17 protein-coding genes are annotated in these 23,500 nt (G+C 71.2%); 6 read left to right on the forward strand and 11 right to left on the reverse strand.

The window, feature by feature from the left end:
• Window positions 1–4: 4 nt before the first annotated feature.
• Together ALI22I_RS16020 and ALI22I_RS16025 are read left to right on the forward strand one after the other, a co-directional pair.
• Window positions 5–1,207: an acetyl-CoA C-acetyltransferase gene (locus ALI22I_RS16020; RefSeq protein WP_077006277.1), complete on the forward strand. Its 1,203-nt coding sequence runs from the start codon at window positions 5–7 to the stop codon at window positions 1,205–1,207.
• On the forward strand, window positions 1,207–3,270 hold the full coding sequence (locus ALI22I_RS16025) for a 3-hydroxyacyl-CoA dehydrogenase NAD-binding domain-containing protein (protein ID WP_077006278.1): 2,064 nt from the start codon (window positions 1,207–1,209) through the stop codon (window positions 3,268–3,270). Before ALI22I_RS16020 ends, ALI22I_RS16025 begins: the two co-directional genes overlap by 1 nt.
• Before the next feature lie 183 nt (window positions 3,271–3,453).
• On the opposite strand, the gene ALI22I_RS16030 is transcribed toward ALI22I_RS16025, so the two are convergent.
• From ALI22I_RS16030 to ALI22I_RS16040, 3 genes are all read right to left on the reverse strand, one after another.
• Window positions 3,454–6,822, reverse strand: a complete 3,369-nt coding sequence (locus tag ALI22I_RS16030; RefSeq protein ID WP_077006279.1) for a phosphodiester glycosidase family protein — start codon at window positions 6,820–6,822, stop codon at window positions 3,454–3,456.
• 112 nt (window positions 6,823–6,934) lie between these two features.
• The gene (locus tag ALI22I_RS16035; protein WP_077006335.1) at window positions 6,935–7,927 is read right to left on the reverse strand and encodes an AraC family transcriptional regulator; all 993 of its coding nucleotides are present in this window, start codon (window positions 7,925–7,927) and stop codon (window positions 6,935–6,937) included.
• 240 nt (window positions 7,928–8,167) lie between these two features.
• Window positions 8,168–8,716, reverse strand: coding sequence for a DM13 domain-containing protein (locus ALI22I_RS16040; RefSeq protein WP_077006280.1), 549 nt, complete (start codon window positions 8,714–8,716; stop codon window positions 8,168–8,170).
• A gap of 120 nt (window positions 8,717–8,836) precedes the next feature.
• Between ALI22I_RS16040 and ALI22I_RS16045 the strand changes: the two genes are divergently transcribed.
• Genes ALI22I_RS16045 through ALI22I_RS16060 form a run of 4 tightly spaced genes read left to right on the forward strand, consistent with a single transcriptional unit; the run spans window position 8,837 to window position 11,916 of the window.
• Entirely contained in the window at window positions 8,837–9,241 is a 405-nt protein-coding gene (locus tag ALI22I_RS16045) for a hypothetical protein (protein ID WP_077006281.1), read from the forward strand.
• 60 nt (window positions 9,242–9,301) lie between these two features.
• Window positions 9,302–9,688, forward strand: a complete 387-nt coding sequence (locus ALI22I_RS16050) for a hypothetical protein (RefSeq protein ID WP_077006282.1) — start codon at window positions 9,302–9,304, stop codon at window positions 9,686–9,688.
• 60 nt (window positions 9,689–9,748) lie between these two features.
• Window positions 9,749–10,846 carry a GNAT family N-acetyltransferase gene (locus ALI22I_RS16055; RefSeq protein ID WP_077006283.1) on the forward strand — a complete coding sequence of 366 codons (1,098 nt, stop codon included), beginning with the start codon at window positions 9,749–9,751 and terminating at the stop codon, window positions 10,844–10,846.
• 38 nt (window positions 10,847–10,884) lie between these two features.
• Window positions 10,885–11,916, forward strand: a complete 1,032-nt coding sequence (locus ALI22I_RS16060; protein WP_077006336.1) for a LacI family DNA-binding transcriptional regulator — start codon at window positions 10,885–10,887, stop codon at window positions 11,914–11,916.
• A 58-nt stretch (window positions 11,917–11,974) separates the two neighbouring features.
• Here ALI22I_RS16060 and ALI22I_RS16065 read toward each other — a convergent pair whose 3' ends face one another.
• From ALI22I_RS16065 to ALI22I_RS50885, 8 genes are all read right to left on the reverse strand, one after another.
• Window positions 11,975–13,393 carry a GH1 family beta-glucosidase gene (locus ALI22I_RS16065; RefSeq protein WP_077006284.1) on the reverse strand — a complete coding sequence of 473 codons (1,419 nt, stop codon included), beginning with the start codon at window positions 13,391–13,393 and terminating at the stop codon, window positions 11,975–11,977.
• Window positions 13,394–13,400: 7 nt separating this feature from the next.
• Window positions 13,401–14,237 carry a carbohydrate ABC transporter permease gene (locus ALI22I_RS16070; RefSeq protein WP_443216943.1) on the reverse strand — a complete coding sequence of 279 codons (837 nt, stop codon included), beginning with the start codon at window positions 14,235–14,237 and terminating at the stop codon, window positions 13,401–13,403.
• On the reverse strand, window positions 14,234–15,217 hold the full coding sequence (locus tag ALI22I_RS16075; RefSeq protein ID WP_077006285.1) for a carbohydrate ABC transporter permease: 984 nt from the start codon (window positions 15,215–15,217) through the stop codon (window positions 14,234–14,236). Before ALI22I_RS16075 ends, ALI22I_RS16070 begins: the two co-directional genes overlap by 4 nt.
• Window positions 15,214–16,497 carry an ABC transporter substrate-binding protein gene (locus ALI22I_RS16080; protein ID WP_077006286.1) on the reverse strand — a complete coding sequence of 428 codons (1,284 nt, stop codon included), beginning with the start codon at window positions 16,495–16,497 and terminating at the stop codon, window positions 15,214–15,216. Before ALI22I_RS16080 ends, ALI22I_RS16075 begins: the two co-directional genes overlap by 4 nt.
• 414 nt (window positions 16,498–16,911) lie before the next feature.
• On the reverse strand, window positions 16,912–19,422 hold the full coding sequence (locus tag ALI22I_RS16085; RefSeq protein ID WP_077006287.1) for an ABC transporter permease: 2,511 nt from the start codon (window positions 19,420–19,422) through the stop codon (window positions 16,912–16,914).
• Window positions 19,423–19,426: 4 nt separating this feature from the next.
• A complete protein-coding gene (locus ALI22I_RS16090; RefSeq protein WP_077006288.1) occupies window positions 19,427–20,179 on the reverse strand; it encodes an ABC transporter ATP-binding protein in 753 nt (250 codons plus the stop codon).
• A 141-nt stretch (window positions 20,180–20,320) separates the two neighbouring features.
• Window positions 20,321–23,257 (reverse strand): helix-turn-helix transcriptional regulator, encoded by a 2,937-nt coding sequence (locus ALI22I_RS16095; protein ID WP_077006289.1) that lies wholly within the window; start codon window positions 23,255–23,257, stop codon window positions 20,321–20,323.
• A gap of 4 nt (window positions 23,258–23,261) precedes the next feature.
• Window positions 23,262–23,414, reverse strand: coding sequence for a hypothetical protein (locus ALI22I_RS50885; RefSeq protein WP_179118252.1), 153 nt, complete (start codon window positions 23,412–23,414; stop codon window positions 23,262–23,264).
• Window positions 23,415–23,500 lie beyond the last annotated feature (86 nt).

Raw genomic sequence — 23,500 nt, forward strand, 5'->3', positions numbered from 1 at the left:
GTACATGAGCGAAGCCTTGATCTTCGACGCGGTGCGCACACCGCGTGGCAGGGGAAAGCGCGGATCGCTGCACAGCGTCAAGCCGATCACCCTGGCTTCCGGGGTGCTCGCGGCGCTGGCGCGGCGCAACGACCTGGACACCTCGGCGGTGGACGACGTGGTGTTCGGCGTCGTGTCACCGGTCGGCGAGCAGGGCTCGGACATCGCCCGCACGGCGGTGCTCGCGGCCGGCTGGGACCTGCGGCCCGCGGGCGTGCAGCTCAACCGGTTCTGCGCGTCCGGCCTGGAGTCGGTGAACCTGGCCGCGGCCAAGGTGGCGTCCGGGTTCGAGGACCTGGTGGTGGCGGGCGGCGTCGAGTCGATGTCGCGGGTGCCGATGGGCTCGGACGGCGGCGCGTGGATGGCCGACCCGGAGACCAACATGAAGGTCAACTTCGTGCCGCAGGGCGTGAGCGCGGACCTCATCGCCACGATGGAGGGGTTCAGCCGCGAGGACGTGGACGCCTACGCGTTGCGCTCGCAGCAGCGGGCGACGCTGGCGCGTGACAAGGGCTGGTTCGACCGGTCCCTGGTGGCCGTGGTCGACCAGAACGGCGCGGTCGTGCTCGACCACGACGAGGCGATCCGGCCGGAGACCACGCTGGAGGGCCTGGGCAAGCTCAAGCCGAGCTTCGCGTTCCACGGCGACCTGGGCTTCGACGCGGTGGCCATCGACCGGTACCCGACCGTGGAGCGCATCGAGCACGTCCACACGCCGGGCAACTCGTCGCAGATCGTGGACGGCGCGGCGGCGATGCTGATCGGCAACGCCCGCATCGGCGAGGAGCTGGGCCTGACGCCCCGCGCGCGGATCATCGCGACCGCCGTCGTCGGCACCGAGCCCACGATCATGCTCACCGGCCCGGCCCCTGCCGCGCGCAAGGCGTTGGACAAGGCGCGGCTGAGCGTCGAGGACATCGACCTGTTCGAGATCAACGAGGCGTTCTCGTCGGTGGTGCTGAAGTTCCAGCGGGAGCTGGACCTGCCCGACGACAAGGTCAACGTCAACGGCGGCGCGATCGCGATGGGCCACCCGCTGGGCGCGACCGGCTGCATGATCCTGGGCACCCTGCTCGACGAGCTGGAGCGCCGGGACCTGCGGCGGGGTCTGGCCACGCTGTGCGTGGGCGGCGGCATGGGCATCGCGACGGTCATCGAGAGGGTCTGATGGCTATCCACTTCGAGCGGGACGACGAGGGCGTCGTCACCCTCACGATGGACATGTCCGGCTCGGCGAACGTGATGAACGCCGAGTACCAGGAGGCGATGGGCGAGGCTGTCTCCCGGCTGGAGGCCGAGCGCGACGACATCACCGGTGTGGTGCTGACGTCGGCGAAGAAGACGTTCTTCGCGGGTGGCGACCTGAACCTGCTGATCCAGATCACGCCCGAGAACGCCGCCGAGGCGTTGGGGCACCTGGAGGACATCAAGGGGCAGCTGCGGCGGTTGGAGCAGCTGGGCAAGCCGGTGGTCGCGGCGATCAACGGCAGCGCGCTCGGCGGCGGGTTCGAGATCGCGCTGGCCTGCCACCACCGGGTGGTGCTGGACGACGACAGGATCAAGCTGGGGCTGCCCGAGGCGACGTTGGGCCTGCTGCCCGGCGGTGGCGGCGTGACCCGGATGGTGCGGCTGCTGGGCGTGCAGCCCGCGTTGCCGCTGTTGATGGAGGGCAAGCAGCTGCGGCCGGCGCGGGCGTTGCAGGCGGGGCTCGTGCACGCGCTGGCGTCGTCGCGCGAGGAGCTGATCGCCAAGGCGCGGGCGTGGATCAAGGACAACCCGGCGCCCGTGCAGCCGTGGGACAAGCCGGGGTACGCGGTGCCGGACGTGCGGATCGGCGACCCGAACCTGTACGGGCTGCTGGCCGCCGCGCCCGCCGTGCTGCGGAAGAAGACGCACGGCGCGTACCCGGCGCCGGAGAAGATCCTGGCGGCGGCCGTCGAGGGCGCGTTGGTGGACTTCGACACGGCGTTGCGGGTCGAGGCGCGGTACTTCGTGGAGCTGGCCACCGGTCAGATCGCCAAGAACATGATCAGCACGTTCTGGTTCCAGCTGAACGAGATCAGTGCGGGCGGGTCGCGGCCTGGTGGGGTGGCGGCGTCGAAGGTGAGCAAGCTCGGTGTGCTCGGCGCGGGCATGATGGGCGCGGGCATCGCGTCGGTCAGTGCCAAGGCCGGTATCGAGGTGGTGCTGAAGGACGTGACGCTGGAGGCGGCCCGGCGCGGCGCCGGTGACACGCCGGGCATCACGCCGACCGATTCCGACGCCGACCTGGCCGGTTGCGACCTGGTCATCGAGGCGGTGTTCGAGAACCGGGAGCTGAAGAACAAGGTGCTGCCGGCGGCGGAGTCGTTCGCGCTGCCGGACGCGGTGATCGCGTCGAACACGTCCACGCTGCCGATCACGGGGCTGGCGTCGGCGGTGGGCGACTCGACTCGGTTCATCGGGCTGCACTTCTTCTCGCCGGTGCCGAAGATGCGGTTGGTGGAGATCATCCGCGGTGCGCAGACGTCGGACGAGACGTTGGCGCGGGCGTTCGACTACGTGTTGCAGATCGGCAAGACCCCGATCGTGGTGAACGACAGCCGCGGCTTCTACACGTCGCGGACGTTCGGCACTTACGTGACCGAGGCCGTGTCGATGGTGGCGGAGGGCGTGTCGCCGGCGTTGATCGAGAACGTGGCGCGCCGTGCGGGCATGGCCGTCGGCCCCTTGGCGGTGTCGGACGAGGTCACCCTCACCCTGCAGCTGAAGATCCGCGATCAGACGCTGGCCGACGACCCGAGCGCCTCCGGTGCCCTGGCCGACCACCCGGCTTTTCGCGTGCTGGAGGAGCTGGTCGCGGAGGGCCGTACCGGCAAGTCCGGTGGGGCCGGGTTCTACGAGTACCCGGAGGGCGGCAAGAAGTTCCTGTGGCCGGGCTTGGCGCGCTACGCGCGGCCTGACGCGGGCGTGACGGAGAAGGACGTCGAGGACCGGTTGCTGTTCATCCAGTCGCTGGAGACGGTGCGGTGCCTGGACGAGGGCGTGCTGACGTCGGTCGGTGACGCCAACGTCGGCAGCATCTTCGGCTTCGGCTTCGCACCGTGGAGCGGCGGCACGATCCAGTTCATCAACTCCTACGGCCTGACGGAGTTCGTGGAGCGCGCCGACTACCTCGCCGACACCTACGGCGAACGCTTCCGCCCACCCGCCTCCCTACGCGACCGCGCCGCCCGCCGCACCCCCTTCTAACACCCCCCGCGTGTCCAACGTTCAGAACAGCCGTGTCCAACACTCAGAACACCCGAGTTGAACGTTCAGAACACCCCCGCTCGGACGCGAGCGTTCAACTCGGGTGTTCTGAACGTAGGACACGGCTGTTCTGAACGTTGGACACGCGCGTTCTGGGGGTTGGACACGCGCGGTTTCGTGGGGTTAGGCGGTGGCTCGGGGCCAGGTGGGGAGGGCTGTGGTGAGGGTGGTGCGTTGGGTTGCGCCGTTCACGGTCACGGCCAGCGTGAGCTGGCCGGGGCGTAGGGCTTTCAGGGTGCCGGTTGTGGGGTCGAGCCACGCCACGTGCCACGGGCGCAAGCCGTGGGCCGGGCCGATGTGCAGGTTCAGGGAGCCGGACCAGTCCGCGGTCACGGGGTGGGCCACCGGGACCTGGCGGGCGGCTTGGGTGAGGGTGGCGGTGATCTGGGCGGGGGTGCCCATGCGGACGACCGTGGGCGCGTCGAGGGTCAGGGTGTCCACGTGCGGGCGGATTTCGGCGGCCAGCCAGTCGTCCGCACCACGGCGGGGGTCTACGCCCAGCATCGTCCAGCCGGTGAAGCCGCCCCGACCGGCCTCGCCGGCGGGTGCCTTGCCGGAGTTGCCGTTGATCAAGTACGGCACGCCGTCCACCCGCGAGGCGTGGAACAGGCCCACGTGCGCGCCGATGAACGCCGCGCCCTTGCCGGTGGTGCGCCGGAAGTCGGCCAGCCAGTCCTCGACCACGTCGGCCTCCAGCCGGTCGGACAGCTGGCTGCCCTTGGTCGGCGTCGGGTCGCGCGTCGGGTGGTGTTCCAGCACCACCACCGAGTTCACCGGATCGTGGTCGCGCAACGCGTCGCGCAGCATCACGGCCTGGTCGAACCCGCCGCCGCGCACGGTGCCGGTGGACGAGTCCAGCAGCACGAACCGGGTGCCCTTGTGGTCGAAGACCCGGTTGGTGACGCCGAACTCGCGGCGGAAGTTGTCGATCGTGCCCGGTCCCATGATCTCGTGGTTGCCCGGCACGTAGTACCAAGGCAGCTCGTCACCCAGCTCCTCGGTCAGCACCCGGCGCGCCAACGCCAGGTCCGCGGGCGACGCCTCGTCCACGAAATCGCCGTTGATCACGACGAAGTCGGGCCGTTGCGCCTTGATCTCCCGCAACGTCCGCCGGGCCGACCGCACCAGGTCGCTGTCCGGGTTGCGCGCCACGAACTGCGCGTCGGACATCACCGCGAACCGCCACGGCCGATCGGCCACCGTGCCGTCCCGCACCACGAACCGGTCCGCCGGTTCCTCCGCCTCCGGCAGCTCCACCGCCGGCGGCACCTTGGCGACGATGTCGTCCACGATCACCTCGCCGGTGTACTGCCGGTCCGCCTTGGTCTCGATCGTGTAGAACCTGTTCACCCGCAAGGGGAACGCGAGCCCGGACGGCACCGGCACCTCCAGGTACCGCCACCCCGTCCAGGTGATGTACGGCCCGTACAAAGACCGGCTGACCCCGGTCGAATCGGTGACGGTGAACGCGGTCCACTCGCCCCGACCGTGCCCGTACACCCACGCGCCCAGCGCCAACGGCTGGCCCTCCACCTCGATCGGCCGCGGCGGGTTGGCGTAGGCCGTCCTGGTGCCGGTGGACTTCGAGAAGTCGTACGACATCCGCAGCCCGGCACCGGTGTGCCCCTCGGCGACCGGCGTCACCGAACCCGAGCCGCGGGCCGAGCCGAACGTCCACGACGCGCCGTCGTCGAACCCGGCGACCAGCCGTTCCTCCAGCCCGACCGTCACCGGCACGCGCACCACGTGCGACCCGACCCGCGCCACGACGGTCGTCGCACCCGGCTGCAACGCGGTGATCCGGAGCGAACCGTCCGCCCCGGCTGCGATGTCGACCACCGAGCGGTCGTACTCCAACGCCAGGTCCGCGGGCTCGACCGGCGCGGTGAACCCGTCACCGTCCCGACCCACCACCCCGAACCCGCCGACGCCGCCCACCTCGGGCAGGCTCAGCCGGCTCGTGGTCGCGGACAGCCCGGCCAACGCGCCCAGCACGGTCAGCTCCACCTCACCGGTCACGCCACCGCGCTGCGCCACGGCCTTCGTGGTGCCCGGCCGATGAGCGCGGAACACGCCGTCCCGATCGACCCACCCCACGTCGGCACGCGTCGTCCGCCACAGGTGCGCGTCGTCGCGCGCCGGGCCGTAGGTCTCGTCGTGCCCGTCGGCGACCAGCCGCCGGGTCAGGCCGGGGAACACCCGCTCCGGGTGACCACCCGGCACGGTGTCCGCGCCCGGCGCGCCCCGCGGGTCGATCGCGGTGCGCACCCAGAACCCGGTCAACGACCCGCTGCCGGCAGGCGCGTACAGCGCCAGCCCGTTGGGCACGGGACGCTCACCGCCGTCGGACGGCGTGTTCTCCACGACCACCGACTCCGCGCCGGGCGTGCGGGCCAAAAGCGTCGACGAGCCGCCGCCGTCGAGGTTGAGCGCGTTGTGCGCGCCCAGTTCGAGCAGGATCGCGGCCACGTCCTTGAGGGTGAGCCCGAGCAGGTACGCGCCCTGGCGGCCGTCCACGGTCAGCAGGAACATCTTCTTGCCGTCGGCCGAGAAGCCGACCGCCGTGCGCGGGTGCAGCGGGTCGTCGGGCGCGACCACCACACCGTCCTTGATCAGCAACTGGTTCCCGCCGATCGCGGCACGCAACGCGCCGCCGTCACCGGTCTTCGTGGTGTGCTCCACGGCGATCCGCTCCCCTACGGCCAGCGTGGCGAGCGCGTCAGCCCCTGCCTCCCGACCGACGAGCACCTGACCGTCGGCCGGGATCGGGTCGTCGCCCGCCCGGTCGCGCAGTTCGGCGACCACGCCGGCGCGCACGACGACCTCGGTCACGCGTGACGCGCCCTGCACCGCCCGCGCCCTGCTGTACGAGCCCCACATCGGGTCGAACAGCCCGACACCACCCGCCTCGACGGCGGCGCTGTTGAGCTGGTCCAGCCGGATCGAGGTGCCGTCGGCACGGGTGATCCGCCCGTCGAAGAACACCTCCATCACCCGGCCGACCCCGGCCGCGTCGAGGCCGACCGCGCGGCGGTGCCCGGCGGCGGGCGACTTGACCGTCCGGCCGTCCTGGACGCCGACACCGCGCGGCGCGTTGGAGTTGTTGATGTCGAAGAAGTCGCCGTTGACGGCGGCGACCGCGCGGGTCCGGTCGGCCTGCGCGGACAGCGGTTCGGCGGCGGCCACCCGGCCGGGGTGCAGGTAGTCGACCCTGGTGCCCGCGGTCAGGTCGACGGTGAGCGCGTCACCGCGGATCCACCCGCCCGCGCCGCCGGGCTCGTACCAGTCGAACGAGCTCAGGAACACGCCCGGCGCGACCGGGCGGGTGGCGCGGGCGGTCTCGACGCGGCGGGCGGGGTCGACGGCGGGCGCGACCGCGACGCCCGGCAGGTCGACGACGGGTGGCGGCTGGGCGTGTGCCACAGGTGCCGGTGGCACGAGGGCGAAGACCAGCGCCGCGACCAGGGCGGAGGAGCGAGGGCGTGGGGGCACGGCGACTCCCGCGGAGTGGGTGAGAAGTTACGCGATGTCAGTCCACCGTGTTGGAGATTCGCCGGACACGGCCGTTCGGCCGCAGTTCCGGTCCGATCGACCACCGAGCCGATCAGCTAACAGATCCGCTCCGGTACATACCAGGACTGCTGCCCGTCCACCGCTTGAACGCCCGGTGAAAAGCACTCGCCTCGGAGAACCCCAGTCGCAACGCCAGCTCCTCCACCGACTCGCCGCCGCGCACCAGGCTCGCCACCGCCTGGTCGCGCAGCAACTGCTCCCGCACCTCGCGGAACGACGTTCCCTCGGCCGCGAGCTTGCGCCGTAACGTCGGCGCGCTCACCCCGAGCCGCGCGGCCACGTTCTCCAGCCCCACCACACCGCTGCCGAGCATCCGTCGCACCTGGCTGGACGCGTCCGCGCCGTAATCGCGCCGGGACAGCAGCTCGGCGGGCGAGTCGCGCAGGAACCGCCGTAACGCGGCCTCGTCCTGCACCACCGGCATCCGCAGGAACCGCGCGTCGAACGTCAACCTCGTCGCGTGCGCGGAGAACCGCAGCGGCGCGCCGAAGATCAGGTGGTACTCCGCGCCGTGCGCGGGCTCCGGGTACGCCAGGTCCACCCCGCGCAGCGGTATCCGCCGCCCGATCAACCACGACGAGAACCGGTGCCACAGCACCAGCAGCGACTCGACCAGGAACCGGTCCGGGTCGTCCACCCCCGCCGCGGACAGCGTGAACGTGGCCACGCCGTCCCGCTCGGTCAACGTCATCACCGGCCGCACGTCGAACAGCTCGTAGAACGCGAGACCGCGCCGCAGCGCGTCCTCCAGCGACGAGCAGTGCACGGCGAGCAGGCACATGGTCGGGAACGTCCCGCGCTTGCTCGGCTGCGGCCCCAGGCCCATGAACTCGTCGTCCAGCACTTCCCACAGCGTCCGGATCAGCTTCGTGTACTGGGTGGGCGTGACGCGGGCGCGTTCGTCCGCGAGCAGGGCCTCGCCGATACCGGCCGACGCCAGGAGTCCGGCGACGTCATGACCACGTCGTCGGGCTCCGCGCAGTGCGGCGGTGACGTAGTGGATGGCGATGGTCCTGGTGAGCATCACTCACAGTGTGCATCAGAGCCGAGAGCGGCGGCGCGGTGTGGGGAGAGAGGACTTACCGCGCCGCCGCCAACGGTGGCCCACCCCAGTGAGCCGGCTCCTCGTCGATGGGGCTGTCCGCTCGCCCACCAACGAAGGACGTGTTGGTGCCATAACTATATTTGGTCTAGACCAGATACGTCAATACGGCGAAAAGGCCATACGTGGCCTAGACCACTGTCGATGTGTTTCGGCAATATGTCATCCCTGTTCCAGGGGTGCTACTCCGAAACCTTCGGAAAACCTCTTGCACCAGATCACGACGCTGCGGACGGTCTTCAGGTCGATCCCGGCAGGCACCTCGTAGACCTGGTTGCCGCGATTGGCCTTGAGTTTTCCGAGGTTCGTGAAACCGGAGTCGAACGCCGCCTCGGGCGAGTCCGCGGTCTTGTCCGACAGGTACACGTAGAGGTCCGGTCCGTCACTCGTGTCGAGCGCCTCGAACTGGACGGCGTGCTTGCCGTCGGCCAATCGGACCAAGGTGGCACTACCGCTCGTGGTGTAGTCGAGCGAGCGGAACGGCCCGGTGGCCAGCGCGACCGGACCGGCGGGCGCGGCCGACGTCGTGGTCGTCGCGGCGACCGTCGTCGTGGTCGCGGCGGCCGAGGTCGTCGTCCCAGCCGGCACCAGCAACGCCTCGTCGGCCGTCCGGTCGGTGACCAACCGCCACGGCTGGAACAGGTACAGCCCCACCACCAGGGCGACCACCAGCACGCCGGCCACCCCGATCACCACTACCCGCTTGGACATCGCACGCCTTCCAGAGTCGTCCCGTCAGGGACAACTCTGACGAATCGGGCGCCGGGAGTCCCGCGAAACCGGCTTACGAAGTTCTGACGCCTTCGCGGCCGGCGTTGTTAAGGTCGCGGCGTGGGTGAACGGGCCGGGCTGGCGATCGTGTGCGCGCTGATGGTGGGCTGCGCCGCGTTCGGGCGGTTCCCGCACCCGGTGCCGCTGCTGTTCGCCATCGCCGCGGTCGGCGCGGCCAACGCCGCGTTCCCGTTGATGCGCACGTTCGGGTCCGCCCTGCTCGGCGGGGTGGCCGCGGCCAGCATCGGCCTGGCCTCCGTGCCGTTCGTGACCTGCTCCTCGGCGAAGTTCACCGAAGTGTTCACCTGCACGGGTGACGCACCTACCTGGCACATGACCGGGGCGGTACTGGTGGCCGGGCTGTCCGGCGCCGGTCTGGTGCTGGCCCGGGTGCTCGGGACGGCGGTGTTGGAGCGCAGACTCACGGCGGTGGAGGAACAAGGGAGACCACAAGTGAGGCCGTGAGGCGGTACTGTTCAGCCGCTCACCGTTGCGGGACAAGTACGTTCTGTTAGGAGGCTTGCTGTGCGGGTGCTGTGGGCCACGTGCGGCTTGGCCATCGCGGCGTCGGCCCTGACGGGCATTCTCATCGGGGTGTACCTCGACGGGGTGAACGACGACCAGCAGGCCGAAACGCCGGCCTCGACGTGGATCACCGGACGGCCGTCGACCAGTAGCAACTCCACGACGTCGGCGAGTTCCGTCACCACGGACGCGCTGTCGTCGCCGGCCGGTTCCCCGACCACCACGGTCAAGATCACCACGACGACGAATCCGCCGGCGGCCCCGCCGCCGCCTCCGCAGCAGCCCACCGAGGCGGCGCCGCCGACGACCACGACGACGTCCGTGCGCAGCACCGAGTGGCCGTGCAGCCCGCTCAACCTGTTCCCGCCGCCCAGCTGCAACGGCTGAAACACCCAGCCGAAACCCCCACGTCCCCGCGTGGCAACGTCGGTCGAGCAGCCTGGGCGCATGGACACCACACCGAAGACTTGGCGACTGCGCGTCGAACTGGACGACAGTCCCGGCGCCCTGGCTCGGGTGACCATCCGGCTCGCGGCGCAGGACTGCAACGTCCTCTCGCTGTCCGTGATCCCGGTGCCCGGCGGCGTCATCGACGAGATCGTGGTGCGCGCCGCGCCCGGCCTGCTGCCCGCGGACCTGGTGGAAGCGGTGCGCGCCGAGGGCGGCCGGTGCATGGGCATCACCAGCGCCGACATGCGCGACCTGGTGGACGCGCCGACCGCGGCGTTGCGCGCGGCCGGGCACGCGATGCGCGATCCGGGCGCCGTGTGCGACGCGCTGCGCGCCGTGCTGGCCGCCGACTCGGTCGTGATCGAACCGGACGACGCGACCTCGCCGCCGTCTGCGGAGCAGCGGCCATCCAACACAGCGCGGCTGGTGACACGCGATGGGATGGTGGTGGTCGCGCGGCGTGGTTGGTCGCCGTTCACCCAGGTGGAGCTGGCCCGCGGGCAGGCGTTGATCGACCTGCTGTCCGACGAGGGCGTGGCCACGCCGCAGCCGACCGCGCTGCTGACCGACGACGGCATGGCCGTGGTGCTGCGCCCGGGACGGGCGGGCGACGAGGACGCGGTGGCCGAGCTGCACTCCCGGTGCTCGATGGGCACTCTGTTCAACCGCTACCACTCGGGTATGCGGACCGTGCCCAGGCGCTGGCTGCACCGGCTGCTCAGCCCGCCGCGCGGCACCACCGTCCTCGCCCAGTGCGCCGACCGGGTGATCGCGATGGGGCAGCTGATCCCCACGTCCACCCCGGACAGCGCCGAGGTGTCGCTGCTGGTCGAGGACGGTTGGCAGGGTCGGGGCGTGGGCACCGCGCTGCTCGCCGCACTGGCCGTCGCGGCACGGGCGGGCGGGTACCGCGAGTTGGTCGGCTGGTGCCTGCCCGCCGAGACCGGCCTGGTCCGCACCGCGGCCCGCGCCGGGCTGCCGACCTCGGTGCGCCGGGAGTACGGGTTGGTGCGGGTCTCCATCGTTCCCGGTGGTGCGAAGAACGCCGCCCCCGGTCGGGTTGGGAGCGCTCCCCGACAGATCGCCTCCAGCTAAGCTGGGTCTCGTATGGCGATCGTCGAGGAGTGGTGCCCGTGTCCGTCCAGTCGCACCCGAGCGCCCGGCCCACGCTGGAGGACGTAGCGGCGAAGGCCGGCGTGTCCCGCGCGACGGCGTCACGGGTGCTCAACGCGTCACCGAGGGTGAGCCCGGAGGCCCACGAAGCGGTGACGGCGGCGGTGCTGGAGCTGGGCTACCAGCCCAACCAGGCCGCGCGGGCGCTGGTGACCCGGCGGTCCGGCGCGGTGGCGGTGGTGTTCTCCGAACCCGAGCCCAAGATCTTCGACGACCCGCACTTCGCCTGGCTGATCCGGTCGGCGGCCCGGTCGCTGGCCGACGCCGACGTGCAGATGGTGCTGATGCTCGTGCACTCGCCGCAGGACCAGGCGCGGGCCGAGCGGTTCCTGGCCGGCGGGCACGTGGACGGCGCGATGCTGTTCGCGCCGCACAAGGGCGACCAGCTGCCGACGGTGGCCCGCAAGCTGGCGCTGCCGGTGGTCTACGCGGGGCGGCCGTGGGGTTCGCTGCGCGGGCTGCACCTGGTGGACCACGACAACGAGGGCGGCGGGCTGCTCGGCACCGAGCACCTGATCTCGTTGGGGCGCAAGAGGATCGTGTCGGTGACCGGGCCGTTGGACGAGCACTCGGCGATGGACCGGCTGCGCGGGTGGCGGGCGGCGGTCGGCGCGGACGACGAGACGACGACGTTGCTGACCGAGGACGGCGGCTTCTCCCGTGAGGGCGGGAAGCGGGCGATGGAGAAGCTGCTCGCCCGGGTGCCGGACCTCGACGCGGCGTTCGTCGCGTCCGACCACATGGCGGCCGGTGTGCTGGACGCGTTGCGCGAGGCGGGCAAGCGGGTGCCGGAGGACGTCGCCGTGGTCGGGTTCGACGACCACCCGATGATCGCGCCGCACACCTCACCGCCGTTGACCAGCGTGCAGCAGGACACGAGCGCGCAGGTGCGGCACATGGTGACCCACCTGCTCCGGCTCCTGCGCGGCGAGACCATCCGCGCACGACGCGAGATCCTGCCCACCGTCCTGGTCCGCCGCGAGTCCGCGTAGCCGCGTGTCGGTCGGGGGCCGGCCCAGGCGACACCGGGCGGCCCCCGACCGACACCGGTCAGGGCAGGTCGTAGCCGTGGGCGGGGACGGCGTTGGCGCCGATCACCTTGGCCAGCGTGCGACCGCTGCGCTTCACCGTCCGCACCTGCGTGTCGTAGTCGACGTGCACGATGCCGAACCGCTGGCTGTACCCCGCCGCCCACTCGAAGTTGTCCAGCAGCGACCACGCGAAGTACCCGCGCACGTCCACCCCGGCCGCGATGGCCCGGTGCACCGCGCGCAGGTGGTCGACCAGGTACCTGGTCCGGGCCTCGTCCACCACCTCCCCGCCCTCGACCACGTCGGGGAACGCGGAGCCGTTCTCGGTGATCACCAACGGCAGGCCGACATCGCGCTGGAGCCGTTCCAGCAGCTCCGTCAGCCCCCGCGCGTCCACCTCCCAGCCGAACCCGGTCACCTCACCGCGCGCCGGCAGGAACTCCACGCCCCGCAGGCCCGGGAACGGCCCACCGCTCACCACCAGCGGGTCGTCGGCGACGGCCACGCGGGTCGGGCTGTAGTAGTTCACGCCCATCCAGTCGATCGGCGTCGCGATCACGTCGAGATCGCCGTCCCGCACCACCGACGTCCAGTCTCCCAGCCACGCGGTGTCCTCGACGACGTCCTCCGGGTAGCCGCGCCCGGCCAGCGGGTCGAGGAAGAGCCGGTTCTGCAGGCCGTCGACCTTGCGCGCCGCGTCCAGGGACGCGTCGTCGTCCACCCACACCGAGCAGAAGTTCAGCACGATGGAGAACCGGTGGTCGGCCGGCGCCTGCGCGCGCATCGCCTCCACCGCCAGCCCGTGCCCGAGCATGAGGTGGTGCGCGGCCTCCAGCGACGCCTTCGGGTCGACCACCCCCGGCGCGTGGATGCCGTTGGCGTACCCGAGGAACGCCGAGCACCACGGCTCGTTCAGCGTGGTCCACAGCTGCACCCGGTCGGCCAGGCGTTCGTGCGCCAGCGCCGCGTACTCGGCGAACCGGTACGCGGTATCGCGGTTGCGCCACCCGCCGTGGTCCTCCAGCGCCTGCGGGAGGTCCCAGTGGTACAGCGTGACCACCGGCTGGACGCCCTTCCCCAGCAGCTCGTCCACCAACCGGTCGTAGAACGCCAGTCCCCTGGGTTCCACCCGGCCCGCCCCCAGCGGCTGGATGCGCGGCCACGCCAGCGAGAACCGGTACGCGCCCAGCCCCAGCTCCGCCATCAGCTCCACGTCGGCCGGGTAGCGGCGGTAGTGGTCGCACGCCGGGTCGCCGGTGTCACCACCCAGCACAGCACCGGGTTTGGCCGCGAAGGTGTCCCAAATGGACGGTCCGCGACCGTCCACAGTGGTCGCTCCTTCGATCTGGAAGGACGCCGTCGCCGATCCCCACAGGAAATCCGGTGGGAAGCGCAGCAGGTCCCGCCCGACCTCGGTGTCCGGGTCGGTTGTCGTCATAGCGAACTCACCCCTTCACAGCGCCCTGCATGATGCCGCCGACGATCTGCCGTGCCAGCAGGATGAAGATCCCCACCACCGGCAGCACCGCGAGCGACGCGCCGGAGAGCATGAGCGAGTAGTCCGTGTAGTAACCGCTGGCCAACGTCGACAGTGCCACCTGCACCGTGGGGCTGTCGTTGGGGTCCAGCACGATCAGCGGCCAGAAGAAGTCGTTCCACGCGGTCATGAACGTGAACATGCCCATCACCGCCGCCTGTGGCCGCACGGCAGGGAACGCCACGTGCCAGAACGTGCGCAGCACCGAGCAGCCGTCCACCCGCGCCGCCTCGATCAGCTCGTACGGCACGGACTCCTCGCACGCCTGCCGCATCCAGAACACCGAGAACGCGCCGATCAACGCGGGCACGATCACCGCCTGGAGCGTGCCGTACCAGTCCAGGTCCGACATCAGCATGTACAGCGGGATGACGCCCAGCTGCGTGGGCACCATCGACGTGCCGACCACGATCAGGAACAGCGAGTTGCCGCCGCGGAACCGCAGCCGGGCGAACGCGAACCCGGCCAGCGTGCCGAGCACGACGTTGCTCAACGCCACCGTGCCCGCCACCACCAGCGAGTTCTGCATCGCGAGCCAGAAGTCGACGGTGTCGAACACCCTGGTCAGGTTCTCGATCAGGTTCCCGCCCGGCACCAGCGACGGCACCGCGTCACCCAGCGCCGAGTTGTCCTTGCTGGCGATCAGGAACGAGTAGTACAGCGGGAACACCGAGGTGAGCAGGATCACCACCAGCGCCGCGTAGGCGAGCGGCCCGGCGTGCGTGAGACGTTTCACCGTGCTCACCCCTTCGACGCGATGCGCCGCGCCACCGTGAAGTTCACGACCGCGACCACGAGGATCAACAGGAACAACACCCACGCGATGGCCGACGAGTAGCCGGCGTCGAACAGCCGGAAACCCTTCTCGTACAGGTACATCACCAGGGTCTGGAACTGCCGGTCGTCACCGCCGGTGCCGGTGGCCGTGCCGCCCGGGTCGAACAGCTGCGGCTCGACGAACAGCTGCATGCCGCCGATGGTCGACACGATGACGGTGAACAGGATCGTCGGCCGGATGCCGGGCACGGTGATCGACCAGAACACCCGCCAACGGGACGCGCCGTCCAGCATCGCCGACTCGTACATGTCCTTGGGCACCGACTGCATCGCGGCCAGGTAGATCAGCGCGTTGTAACCGGTCCACCGCCACATCACCATCGAGCTGATCGCCAGGTGCGAGGCCCACGTCTGCGCGCGCCAGTCGACCGGGTCGATGCCGACCACGCCGAGCAGGGCGTTGACGATGCCGAAATCACGGCCGAACAGCTGCGCGAACACCAGCGCCACGGCGGCCACCGAGATGACGTTGGGCAGCAGCACGCCCGCCCGCCAGAACGCCCGGCCGCGCAGGCCGCGGTCGAGCAGGGCGGCCAGGCCGAGCGCGGCGAACAGCTGCGGCACGGTGGACAGCAGGAACAGGCTGACCGTGTTGCCCAGCGCGTTCCAGAAGTTCTTGTCCGACAGCAGCTCGGTGTAGTTGTCCAGGCCGGTGAAGCCCTGGTCGCCGTCGATGAGCTGCCACTCGTGCAGCGACACCCAGGCGGTGAACAGCAGCGGGTAGAGGCCGAAGACGCCGAACACCACGAAGAACGGCGCGATGATGAAGTACGGCGTGTACTTCGTGTCCCACCGACCGAGCTTGTCCCGCCACGACAGGCGCTCCGCCGACGGCGGGACGGGCGTCGTGCCCCGTCCCGCCGTCGTCCGTTCCGGTACGACCGTCATTTGGCGGCGTCCCGCGCTTCCTGGACGGCCTGGTCGAACGCGTCCGATGTGGACTGCTTGCCGCTCTCGACGCGGGACAGGGCGTTGTTGAACACCGGGGTGACCTTGGAGTCCTTGGTGCCGCGGTAGGTGGGCTTGAGGTTCTCCGCCGAGTCGCCGAAGATCCGGCCGACCGGCGCGGAGTTGAAGTACTCGTTGGTCGTCGCGGTGACCTCGGGGTCCTGGTACGCGGCGGGCTCGCTGGGCAGGTTGCCGGTCTCCTTGAAGATCCGCTTCTGCTGCTCGGGCGCGGTCAGCCACTTGGCCAGCTCGTAGGCCTCTTCGGGGTGCTCGCCCTGCTTGGGCACGGCCAGGAACGAGCCGCCCCAGTTGCCGCCGCCACCGGGCGCGGCGGCCACGTCCCACCTGCCCGCGGCCTCGTCGCCGGCGCCGGCCTTGATCAGCGCGAGCGCCCACGCCGGGCAGGTGGTGGTGGCGAAGGACGCCTGCTTGAGCGCGACGTTCCAGTCCTGGCTGAACGGGGCCAGCGCACCGGTCTGCTTCTTCTCGCCCAGGCTCGCGGCGAGCGCGAAGGCCTGCTCCACCTTGGCGTTGGAGTCCGCGATGAACGAGTCGTCGGCCTTGGCGAAGTAGCCCTCCTCGGTCTGGTCGAGGATCGCCTTGTAGACGTTCTGGGCGGTGTCGACGAACTTCACGTTCGGCGTCTTCCGGGTGAAGGTGTCCGCGACCTTCAGGTACTCGTCCCAGGTGGGCCACAGCTTGCCGACTTCCTCGCGGTCGGTCGGCAGGCCGGCGGCCTCGAACAGGTCACGGCGGTAGCAGAGCGCGAGGCTGCCCATGTCGGTGCCGAGACCCAGCACGAAGTTTCCGCCGTCGGTGGTGCCCTGGTTCCACTTCCAGGCGGCCCACTGGCTTTCGAGGTCCTTGGCGCCGTAGTCGGCGAGGTTGACGAACTTGTCCTTGGACTGGCGGAACTGCGCGATGTTGCCTTCCTCGACCGCCACGATGTCGGCGGCGCCCCGGCCGCCCGCGAGCTGCGTCGCGAGCTGCGTGTGGTGCTGCTCCATCTTGACCGTGCGCTGCTCGATCTCGATGCCCGGGTGCGACGCCTGGTACTCCTCGATCAGGTCGGTGTAGCCGAAGTCGGAGAAGACCCCGATCGACAACTTGATCTTTCCGTCACCCGCGTCACCTCCCCCGCCACTGCACGCGGCCACCAGGGTCGCGGTCACGGCCATCGCGGTGATCGCCGTCGTCCGGCCGACCGGAGTCCTGCTCATCCGTCCTCCTCGACGCACTCGCCGGGCTCTACCCGACGTCATGAGAGCGCTCTCACAGTCGTGAGTGACGGTCACCGCTGTCAACCCGCGATCAACGGGTCGACACCTATCCGCAACATTCTGAAGCGCTTTGCGCACCGACCGTGACAGCCGGCGACAGTCCGTGAGTCCGGCGACGGGACGTGCGCGAGTGGCGCTGAGACAGGGTGGCCCGGCCCTCGCCCGGGCCACCCCGCACCCTGTTAGAGGGCTTTCAGGCCTGGATGGGACGCGTGTCCGCCGGAAATTCTGTGACCAGCGTCGCACTCGTCCCGCAACGCGCGTGAGGGCGCCGAGCCGGTCCGGAGACCGCTCGACGCCCTCACCCGATCCGGTGGCCCGCTCCTCCCGACAAGGAACGGACCACCGCCCCCCTTACGCCTCGGCCATCCCCGCAACGACCGAGGTCCGGGCGGCGCGCCGGGCAGGCAGCGCCGCGGCCACGACGGCCGCCACGACGGCGCCGGCGAGCATCACGCCGATCTGCCCGAACGGCACGGCGAGGGGGACCGCCATGGTGTCCGTGGACAGCGCCTCGATGATCACCCAGCCGAAGCCGATGCCCAGCGTGAGGCCGATCGCCGCACCCATCAACGCCATCAGCACCGACTCGACCACCAGCATCAGCCGCAGCTGGCCGCGGGTCAGGCCGAGAGCCCTCAGCAACGCCGACTCGCGCGTCCGCTCCAGCACCGACAGCGTCAACGTGTTGGCGATGCCGAACAACGCGATCACCACGGCCAACCCGATCAGCGCCCAGATGAACCCCAGCACCTGGTTGAGCTGTTGGTTCAGCTGCTCCTTGGTCTCCGCCGCGCTGTCCAACACGGCCAGCGGCGACGGGTCGGTGACCTTCTCCACCGCCGCACGCCCGTTCGTGACGCCGTCCTTCAGCTTCACCAGGATGCTCTCGTAGCCCTCAAGAGCCTGGGGGAACCGCTTCGACGTCTCCAGCGTCATCAAGCCGTCGGACATCCCCTGCCCCTCGATCACCGCGACGACCTTCAGCTTCTGCGTCGTCCCCTCCACCGGCGTGAAGTCCACCGTCGAGCCGACCGACAGGTTCGACCGCTTCGCGTAGTCCGCGTTCACCGCGATCGCACCGTCACCGAGATCGGCGAGCGATCCGCTGGTGACCGTTGGCCGGATCAGGTCGCCGATCGCGTCACGCGGGACGCCGGTCAGGTACGCGCGGTCGCCGTAGACCACCGTGGTCGGGGCGACCTTCGCCACCTCCGGCGCGGCGGCCAACTGCGCGGCCAACTCCTCGGGCAACGGCCGGTCGTAGACCGCCGAGGACACCGTGTAGTCGGCGGGCATGCGCTGGTCGATCTCGGCGTTGACGGTCTCCTTGGCGCTGTTGGCGACCACGGTCACCAGCGCCACGATGGTCACGCCGATCATCAACGCGGCGGTGGTCGCGGCGGTGCGCTTGGGGTTGCGGCCGGCGTTGGCCGAGGCGAGCTTGGCGGGCACGCCGAGCAACGCCCGCGGCAGCGCGCCGAGCACCCGGTTGACCGGGCCGACCAGCAACGGGCCGAGCACGAGCACCATGGCCAGCAGCGCCATCGTGCCGGCGCCGCTGACGACCATCGCCGCTTCCTCGTTGTCGATGCCCATGCCGAACACGATCGCGCCGACGCCGATCGCGCCGAACAGCACGGCGGTCAGCACGCGCAGCACACCGGTGCGGGCGACTTCCTCACCGCTGTCCGGCTGGCTGCGCAGCGCGGCGACCGGTGCGACGCGGGTCGCCTTGCGGGCGGGCAGCACGGCGGCGAGCACGGTCACCAACGTGCCGACCGCGAACGCGGCGAGCACCGTCGTCACCGTCATCGGCAGGCGCACCACGCCCTCACTGTCACCGATGGCGAAGACCACCTTTTGCAGCAGCGCGGACACGCCGAGACCGCCGAACAGCCCGATCACCGACGCGGTCAGGCCCATCACCAACGCCTCGACCAGCACACTGCGGAACACCTGGCCGCGGCTCGCGCCGACACACCGCATCAGGGCCAGCTCGCGAGTGCGCTGGGCGACCAGGATGGTGAACGTGTTGTAGATGACCATGGCCGCGACCACGAGCGCGATGAGCGCGAACGCCAGCAGCAGCGTGGTGAACTCACCCGACTGGGACTCGACCCGCGCCAGCGCCGCCTGGGTCAGCTCCGCGCCGGTCTGCACGACGAAACCGTTGTCGCCGATGGCCTTGCGGACGTTGTCCGCCACCTGCTGCTGGGTGAACCCGGCCGCGGCGGTGCCGACGACCTGGTACGGCGGCCGTTCCGGCTCCAGCGCCTGGAACCCCTCCTGCGTCAGCCCGACATGGTCGGACCCGGACAGCGACATCGAGTTGGTGCCCTGCTGGTACGTGCCGACGAGCGTGTACGTGTGCCGCTGGTCCTCCTTGCCCAGCAACACCACCGGTTGGCCGATGGTGAGCTTGGCGGTGGCGGCGGTGCGCTTGTCGACCGCGATCTCGTCGGCCGCGGTCGGGTAGCGGCCGTCGGTCAGGTCGAACTCGCGCAGCTTCTCGTCACTCGCCAACGAGACGGCCATCGCGGGCTTCGCCTTGCCGTTGGCCGCGACCAGCGGCACCTGCTGGGCGTCGCGCGGGTCGGCGCCTGCCACACCCGGCGCCTGCCGGATCTTCGCCAGCGTCTCCGGGCTGATCCCCTGGACATCGGTGGACGATTCCTCGGACACGGTGACCGAGACGTCGACGTTGCGCGCGCCCTTGGCGAGCTCGTCGCGCAGGCTCTCGTTCATGCCGTCGCCGAGCACCAGCGTGCCGGTCACGAAGGCCACGCCGAGGGCGATCGCCACCGAGGACAGCACGAGCCGCGCGGTGCGGGCCTTGAGGCCCGCGATGATCGTGCGCAGCATCAGGTCACGCCCCCAGGTGCTTGAGCGCGGACAGCACGGAGTCGGCGGTCGGGTTGTCGATCTCGCCGGCCAGTCGGCCGTCGGCCATCAGCACCACGCGGTCGGCGTAGGACGCGGCGACCGGGTCGTGCGTCACCATGATCACGGTCTGGCCGAGCTTGCGCACGGACATGCGCAGGAAGTCCAGCACCTCGGCGCCGGAGCGCGAGTCCAGGTTGCCGGTCGGCTCGTCGGCGAACACCACGTCGGGCCGGGCGACCAGGGCGCGGGCGCAGGCCACGCGCTGCTGCTGGCCGCCGGACAGCTCGCTCGGCTTGTGCTTGAGGCGGTCGCGCAGGCCGAGCACGTCCACGATGGTGTCGAACCACTCGCGGTCGGGCTTGCGGCCGGCCAACTCCAGGCCCAGCAGGATGTTCGCCTCGGCGGTGAGCGTGGGCAGCAGGTTGAACGCCTGGAAGACGAACCCGACCCGGTCGCGGCGCAGCCTGGTCAGCTCCTTGTCGGCGAGCGAGGTGATCTCGGTGCCGCCGATCTGCACGCTGCCGCCGTCGACGTTGTCCAACCCGGCCAGGCAGTGCATCAACGTGGACTTGCCGGACCCGGACGGGCCCATGATGGCGGTGAACCTGCCCGCCGTGAAGGCGACGCCGACCCCGTCCAGCGCCCGGACGGCGGTGTCGCCCTTGCCGTACACCTTCACCAGGTTCTCGGCGGCTACAGCGGTTCGGGTCCCGACGTCGGACACCAGTGCGGACATGCTCCCTCATTCCCTAGCTCTTCCGGACGCCGAAAAGCTATGGGGAACACGGGTAACCGGTCGTCACCACGACGGCGGAACCAGAGGTCAACCGGCGGGATGACAGCCGCTAGTCCTGCGGTCTGACGTCCCGGGCAGTCGTCACTCGGGCAGGTCGAGCAGTCCCCGGTCGAACGCGGTGGCCACGGCCTCGGTCCGCCTGCTCGCGCCGAGCTTGGACATGATCCGGCTCAGGTGCACGCTGACCGTCTTCTCCGAGATGTAGAGCTCCTCGCCGACCTGGCGGTTGGTGCGCCCCAACGCGACCAGCTCCAGCACCGACCGCTCGCGCGGCGTGAACGGGTCCACCCGGTCACGCGGCCCGACATCGCGCAACGCCACCCGCGCCCGCCGGGCGACCAGGTCCAACGCCTCATGCAACGGCTCCGCGCCCAGTTCGTCGGCCACCGCGCCGGCCCGCCGCAGCTCCTGCGCGGCCTCCTCGCGCCGGTCCGCGGCCAGCAGCGCCTCGGCCAGCCGCCAACGGCACACGGCCTGCTCGAACACCGACCCGTAGCCGAACCCGTCGACCGCGCACCGCCACAGCTCCGGGTCGCCCGGCCCGGTCAGCCGCGACTCCTCGGCTTCGCTCCGCGCCAGCCACGCCTGCCCCTCGGGCCCCAACGACCCCGTGCGCGGCGTCCCCATCTCGGCCGTGGTGCGCGCGTACTCGGCCAGCTCCCGGCCGGCCCGCACGGCTTCCTCCTCGGCCGCCCGGTCGCGCCGCCGACGTGCCCGCGCGGCCAGCTCCACGTGCCCCGCCACGCCCAGTCCGGCCAGCCGGATGCCGGCCAGCAGCCACGGGTCCTCCTTGCGGGACCAGCTGATCGCGTCCGCGACCCGGTCCACCGCCAGTTCCGGTTGACCGCGCCACAGCGCCAGTTCCGCGCCCGTGCCGCCGGTGATCAGCGCGATCTGGAGGTCGCGGTGCCAGTCCGCGCGCAGCTCCCGGATCATCCGCTCGGCCTGCTCGAACTCGCCCCGGCTGACCGCCACGTGCGTGCCCGCCGCGGCCAGCCGCGCGGACACCGTGCTGGACACCCGCAGTCCGGGCGGTTCGGCCGCGGTCGCCGCGTCGTCCCACTCGCCCCGGTAGTACTTGGTCAGCACCTGGAGGATGCGCAGCTCCAGGCCGAACGAACTCCACGTCAGCCCGGTCGCCTTGGCCCGCGCCACGCCCTCGTCGAACACCCGCCCGGCCTCGTCCAGCTCACCGAGGTCGTAGTGGTGCACGCCGAGGAAGTACCGGGCCCGCAACTCGGTGCTGAACGCCTCCGCCTCCATCGCGCACGCCACCGAAGCCGTGAGGTGCCCGCGTGCCCGCGACACCTCGCCCGCGGCCTCGTCCAGCAGCCCCAACGTGGTCAACCCGTCCGCCACCGCGGACTCCGCGCCCGACACCCGCCCGTCCGCCACGGCCATCTCGGCGCGCTCACGGGCCTCGGCGTACTTGCGGTCACCCCGCAGCGCCGCCGCCCAGACCGCCGACACCCACGCGCGGGCGGGGCTCGCGGGCCGGTCCCGGATCAGCCGCCACGCCTGCTCCACCGCGTGGTACATCTCGTCTTCGGTGCCCTCCAACGCCTGCAACGCCTGGGCGAGGCGTCGCCACATGACGGCCGCGCCCTCCGCGTCCGACTCGTCGATCACCGTGGTGCCGGTGCGGGCGAACGCGATGGACCGCTCCGGTTGGCCCGCCGTCCCCGCGGTGCACGAAGCGTTGCGCAGCAGCGTCGACTCGGTCAGGCCGGGCGGGCGGGCATCCTCGGGCACCGCGGGCCACAGCTTCAACGCCTGTTCCAGGTGCCGCAACGACTCGGCGGGCGCGCCGGCCGCCTCCGCCTCGACCGACGCCTCGACCGACGCCCGCAGCGCGCGGGCCAGGTCGTGCGACTCCAGGCTGTGGTGGGCCAACGCGGCGGCGGCGCCGCGGTCGCCGGACGAGGCGAGCCGGTCGGCGTACGCGGAGTGCAGCCGCACGCGTTCGCCGGGCAGCAGGTCGTTGTAGACGGCCTCGCGCAGCAGCGCGTGCCGGAACGTGTAGACCTCGTCGCGGTTGATCAGCAGCACGTGGTGCTGCACGGCCTCGCGCAGCGCGGCGTCCAGCACGAACTCGTCCATACCGGCCACGTCGCGCAGCAGGTCGTGGCGCACCGACCGGCCGCCGACCGACGCGACGCGCACGATGCGCTGGGCGTCCGGGGAGAGCCGTTCGATGCGGGCCAGCAGCACCTCGGTCAGCGTCCACGGCACCTCTCGGTCACCGCAGGCGGCGACGGCGATCAGCTCCTCGGCGAAGAACGGGTTGCCGTCGGAGCGCTCGGCGACTTCCAGCACCACGTCGTCGGCCAGGTCGTCGGCCAGCGCGGCGACGAACGAGCGCGCGTCGATCGCGCTCAGCGGGGTCAGGTCCAGCCGCTGCACGGCGGGCAGCCGGACCAGCTCGTTGAGCAGCGGCCGCAACGGGTGGCTGCGGTGCAGGTCGTCGGAGCGGTAGCTGCCGATCACCAGCAGCCGCTGCGCGCGCAGCCGGGACAGCAGGAACGACAGCAGGTAGCGGGTGGAGGCGTCGGCCCAGTGCAGGTCCTCCAGCACCAGCAGCACCGGCCGCCGGTCGGCCAGGTCGCCGAGCAGCCCGTGCACCGCGTCGAACAGCCGGAGCTGGCCGACGTCCTGCTCGGGACGGCGGCCGTGACCGGTCGACAGCGCCAGTTCGGGCAGCAGCAGGCCGAGCGCGGGCCGGGCGTCCAGGTCGAGCAGACCGGCCTCCCGCACCTGCCCCAACGCCTCGGTGAAGGGCAGGTAGGGGATGCCGGTCTCGCCCACGTCCAGACAGCGGCCGGTGAGCACGAGCGCGTCACCGGCCGCCGCGGACAGTTCGTCCACCACTCTGGTCTTGCCGACGCCCGCGTCACCGGCGAGCAGGATCGCGCCCGCCTTGCCGAGGGCGGCTTCGTCGAGGGCGCCGCGCAGCCTGGTCATCTCCCGGCTACGCGCCACCAAGGGGATTCCGGAACCGAGGCGTGCCACACCGGGCATGCTGTCACACCTGGCCGGGACGGTGACCCAGCCGCCGCCACCACGACCGCCTGGCCGGGAGGGACCGCCGGCCGACGCGGTAGTGCGCCGCGTCCGAGCGCAGCGCGGCCTGCCGGTAGTCGATCTCAGCCTTCAGGGCCTCGGGCGTCCATTCCATGACTTGCTCCTCGTGTCGTGCGCTTCTCTGGTGACACGAAGATTCGTCCTGAGGGCCTCGGGCGGGCATCGGTCGTTCACGTGGCT

The organism is Saccharothrix sp. ALI-22-I (assembly GCF_001984175.1).
Classification (GTDB): domain Bacteria; phylum Actinomycetota; class Actinomycetes; order Mycobacteriales; family Pseudonocardiaceae; genus Actinosynnema.

What these genes read in the sequence shown, in the direction of transcription:
- ALI22I_RS16095 (WP_077006289.1), bottom strand. Translation starts at nt 23,257, where the DNA reads ATGCCCGGTGTGGCACGCCTCGGTTCCGGAATCCCCTTGGTGGCGCGT.
- ALI22I_RS16025 (WP_077006278.1), top strand. Translation starts at nt 1,207, where the DNA reads ATGGCTATCCACTTCGAGCGGGACGACGAGGGCGTCGTCACCCTCACG.
- ALI22I_RS16085 (WP_077006287.1), bottom strand. Translation starts at nt 19,422, where the DNA reads ATGCTGCGCACGATCATCGCGGGCCTCAAGGCCCGCACCGCGCGGCTC.
- ALI22I_RS16075 (WP_077006285.1), bottom strand. Translation starts at nt 15,217, where the DNA reads ATGACGGTCGTACCGGAACGGACGACGGCGGGACGGGGCACGACGCCC.
- ALI22I_RS16020 (WP_077006277.1), top strand. Translation starts at nt 5, where the DNA reads ATGAGCGAAGCCTTGATCTTCGACGCGGTGCGCACACCGCGTGGCAGG.
- ALI22I_RS16065 (WP_077006284.1), bottom strand. Translation starts at nt 13,393, where the DNA reads ATGACGACAACCGACCCGGACACCGAGGTCGGGCGGGACCTGCTGCGC.
- ALI22I_RS16080 (WP_077006286.1), bottom strand. Translation starts at nt 16,497, where the DNA reads ATGAGCAGGACTCCGGTCGGCCGGACGACGGCGATCACCGCGATGGCC.
- ALI22I_RS16090 (WP_077006288.1), bottom strand. Translation starts at nt 20,179, where the DNA reads ATGTCCGCACTGGTGTCCGACGTCGGGACCCGAACCGCTGTAGCCGCC.
- ALI22I_RS50885 (WP_179118252.1), bottom strand. Translation starts at nt 23,414, where the DNA reads ATGGAATGGACGCCCGAGGCCCTGAAGGCTGAGATCGACTACCGGCAG.
- ALI22I_RS16055 (WP_077006283.1), top strand. Translation starts at nt 9,749, where the DNA reads ATGGACACCACACCGAAGACTTGGCGACTGCGCGTCGAACTGGACGAC.
- ALI22I_RS16035 (WP_077006335.1), bottom strand. Translation starts at nt 7,927, where the DNA reads ATGCTCACCAGGACCATCGCCATCCACTACGTCACCGCCGCACTGCGC.
- ALI22I_RS16040 (WP_077006280.1), bottom strand. Translation starts at nt 8,716, where the DNA reads ATGTCCAAGCGGGTAGTGGTGATCGGGGTGGCCGGCGTGCTGGTGGTC.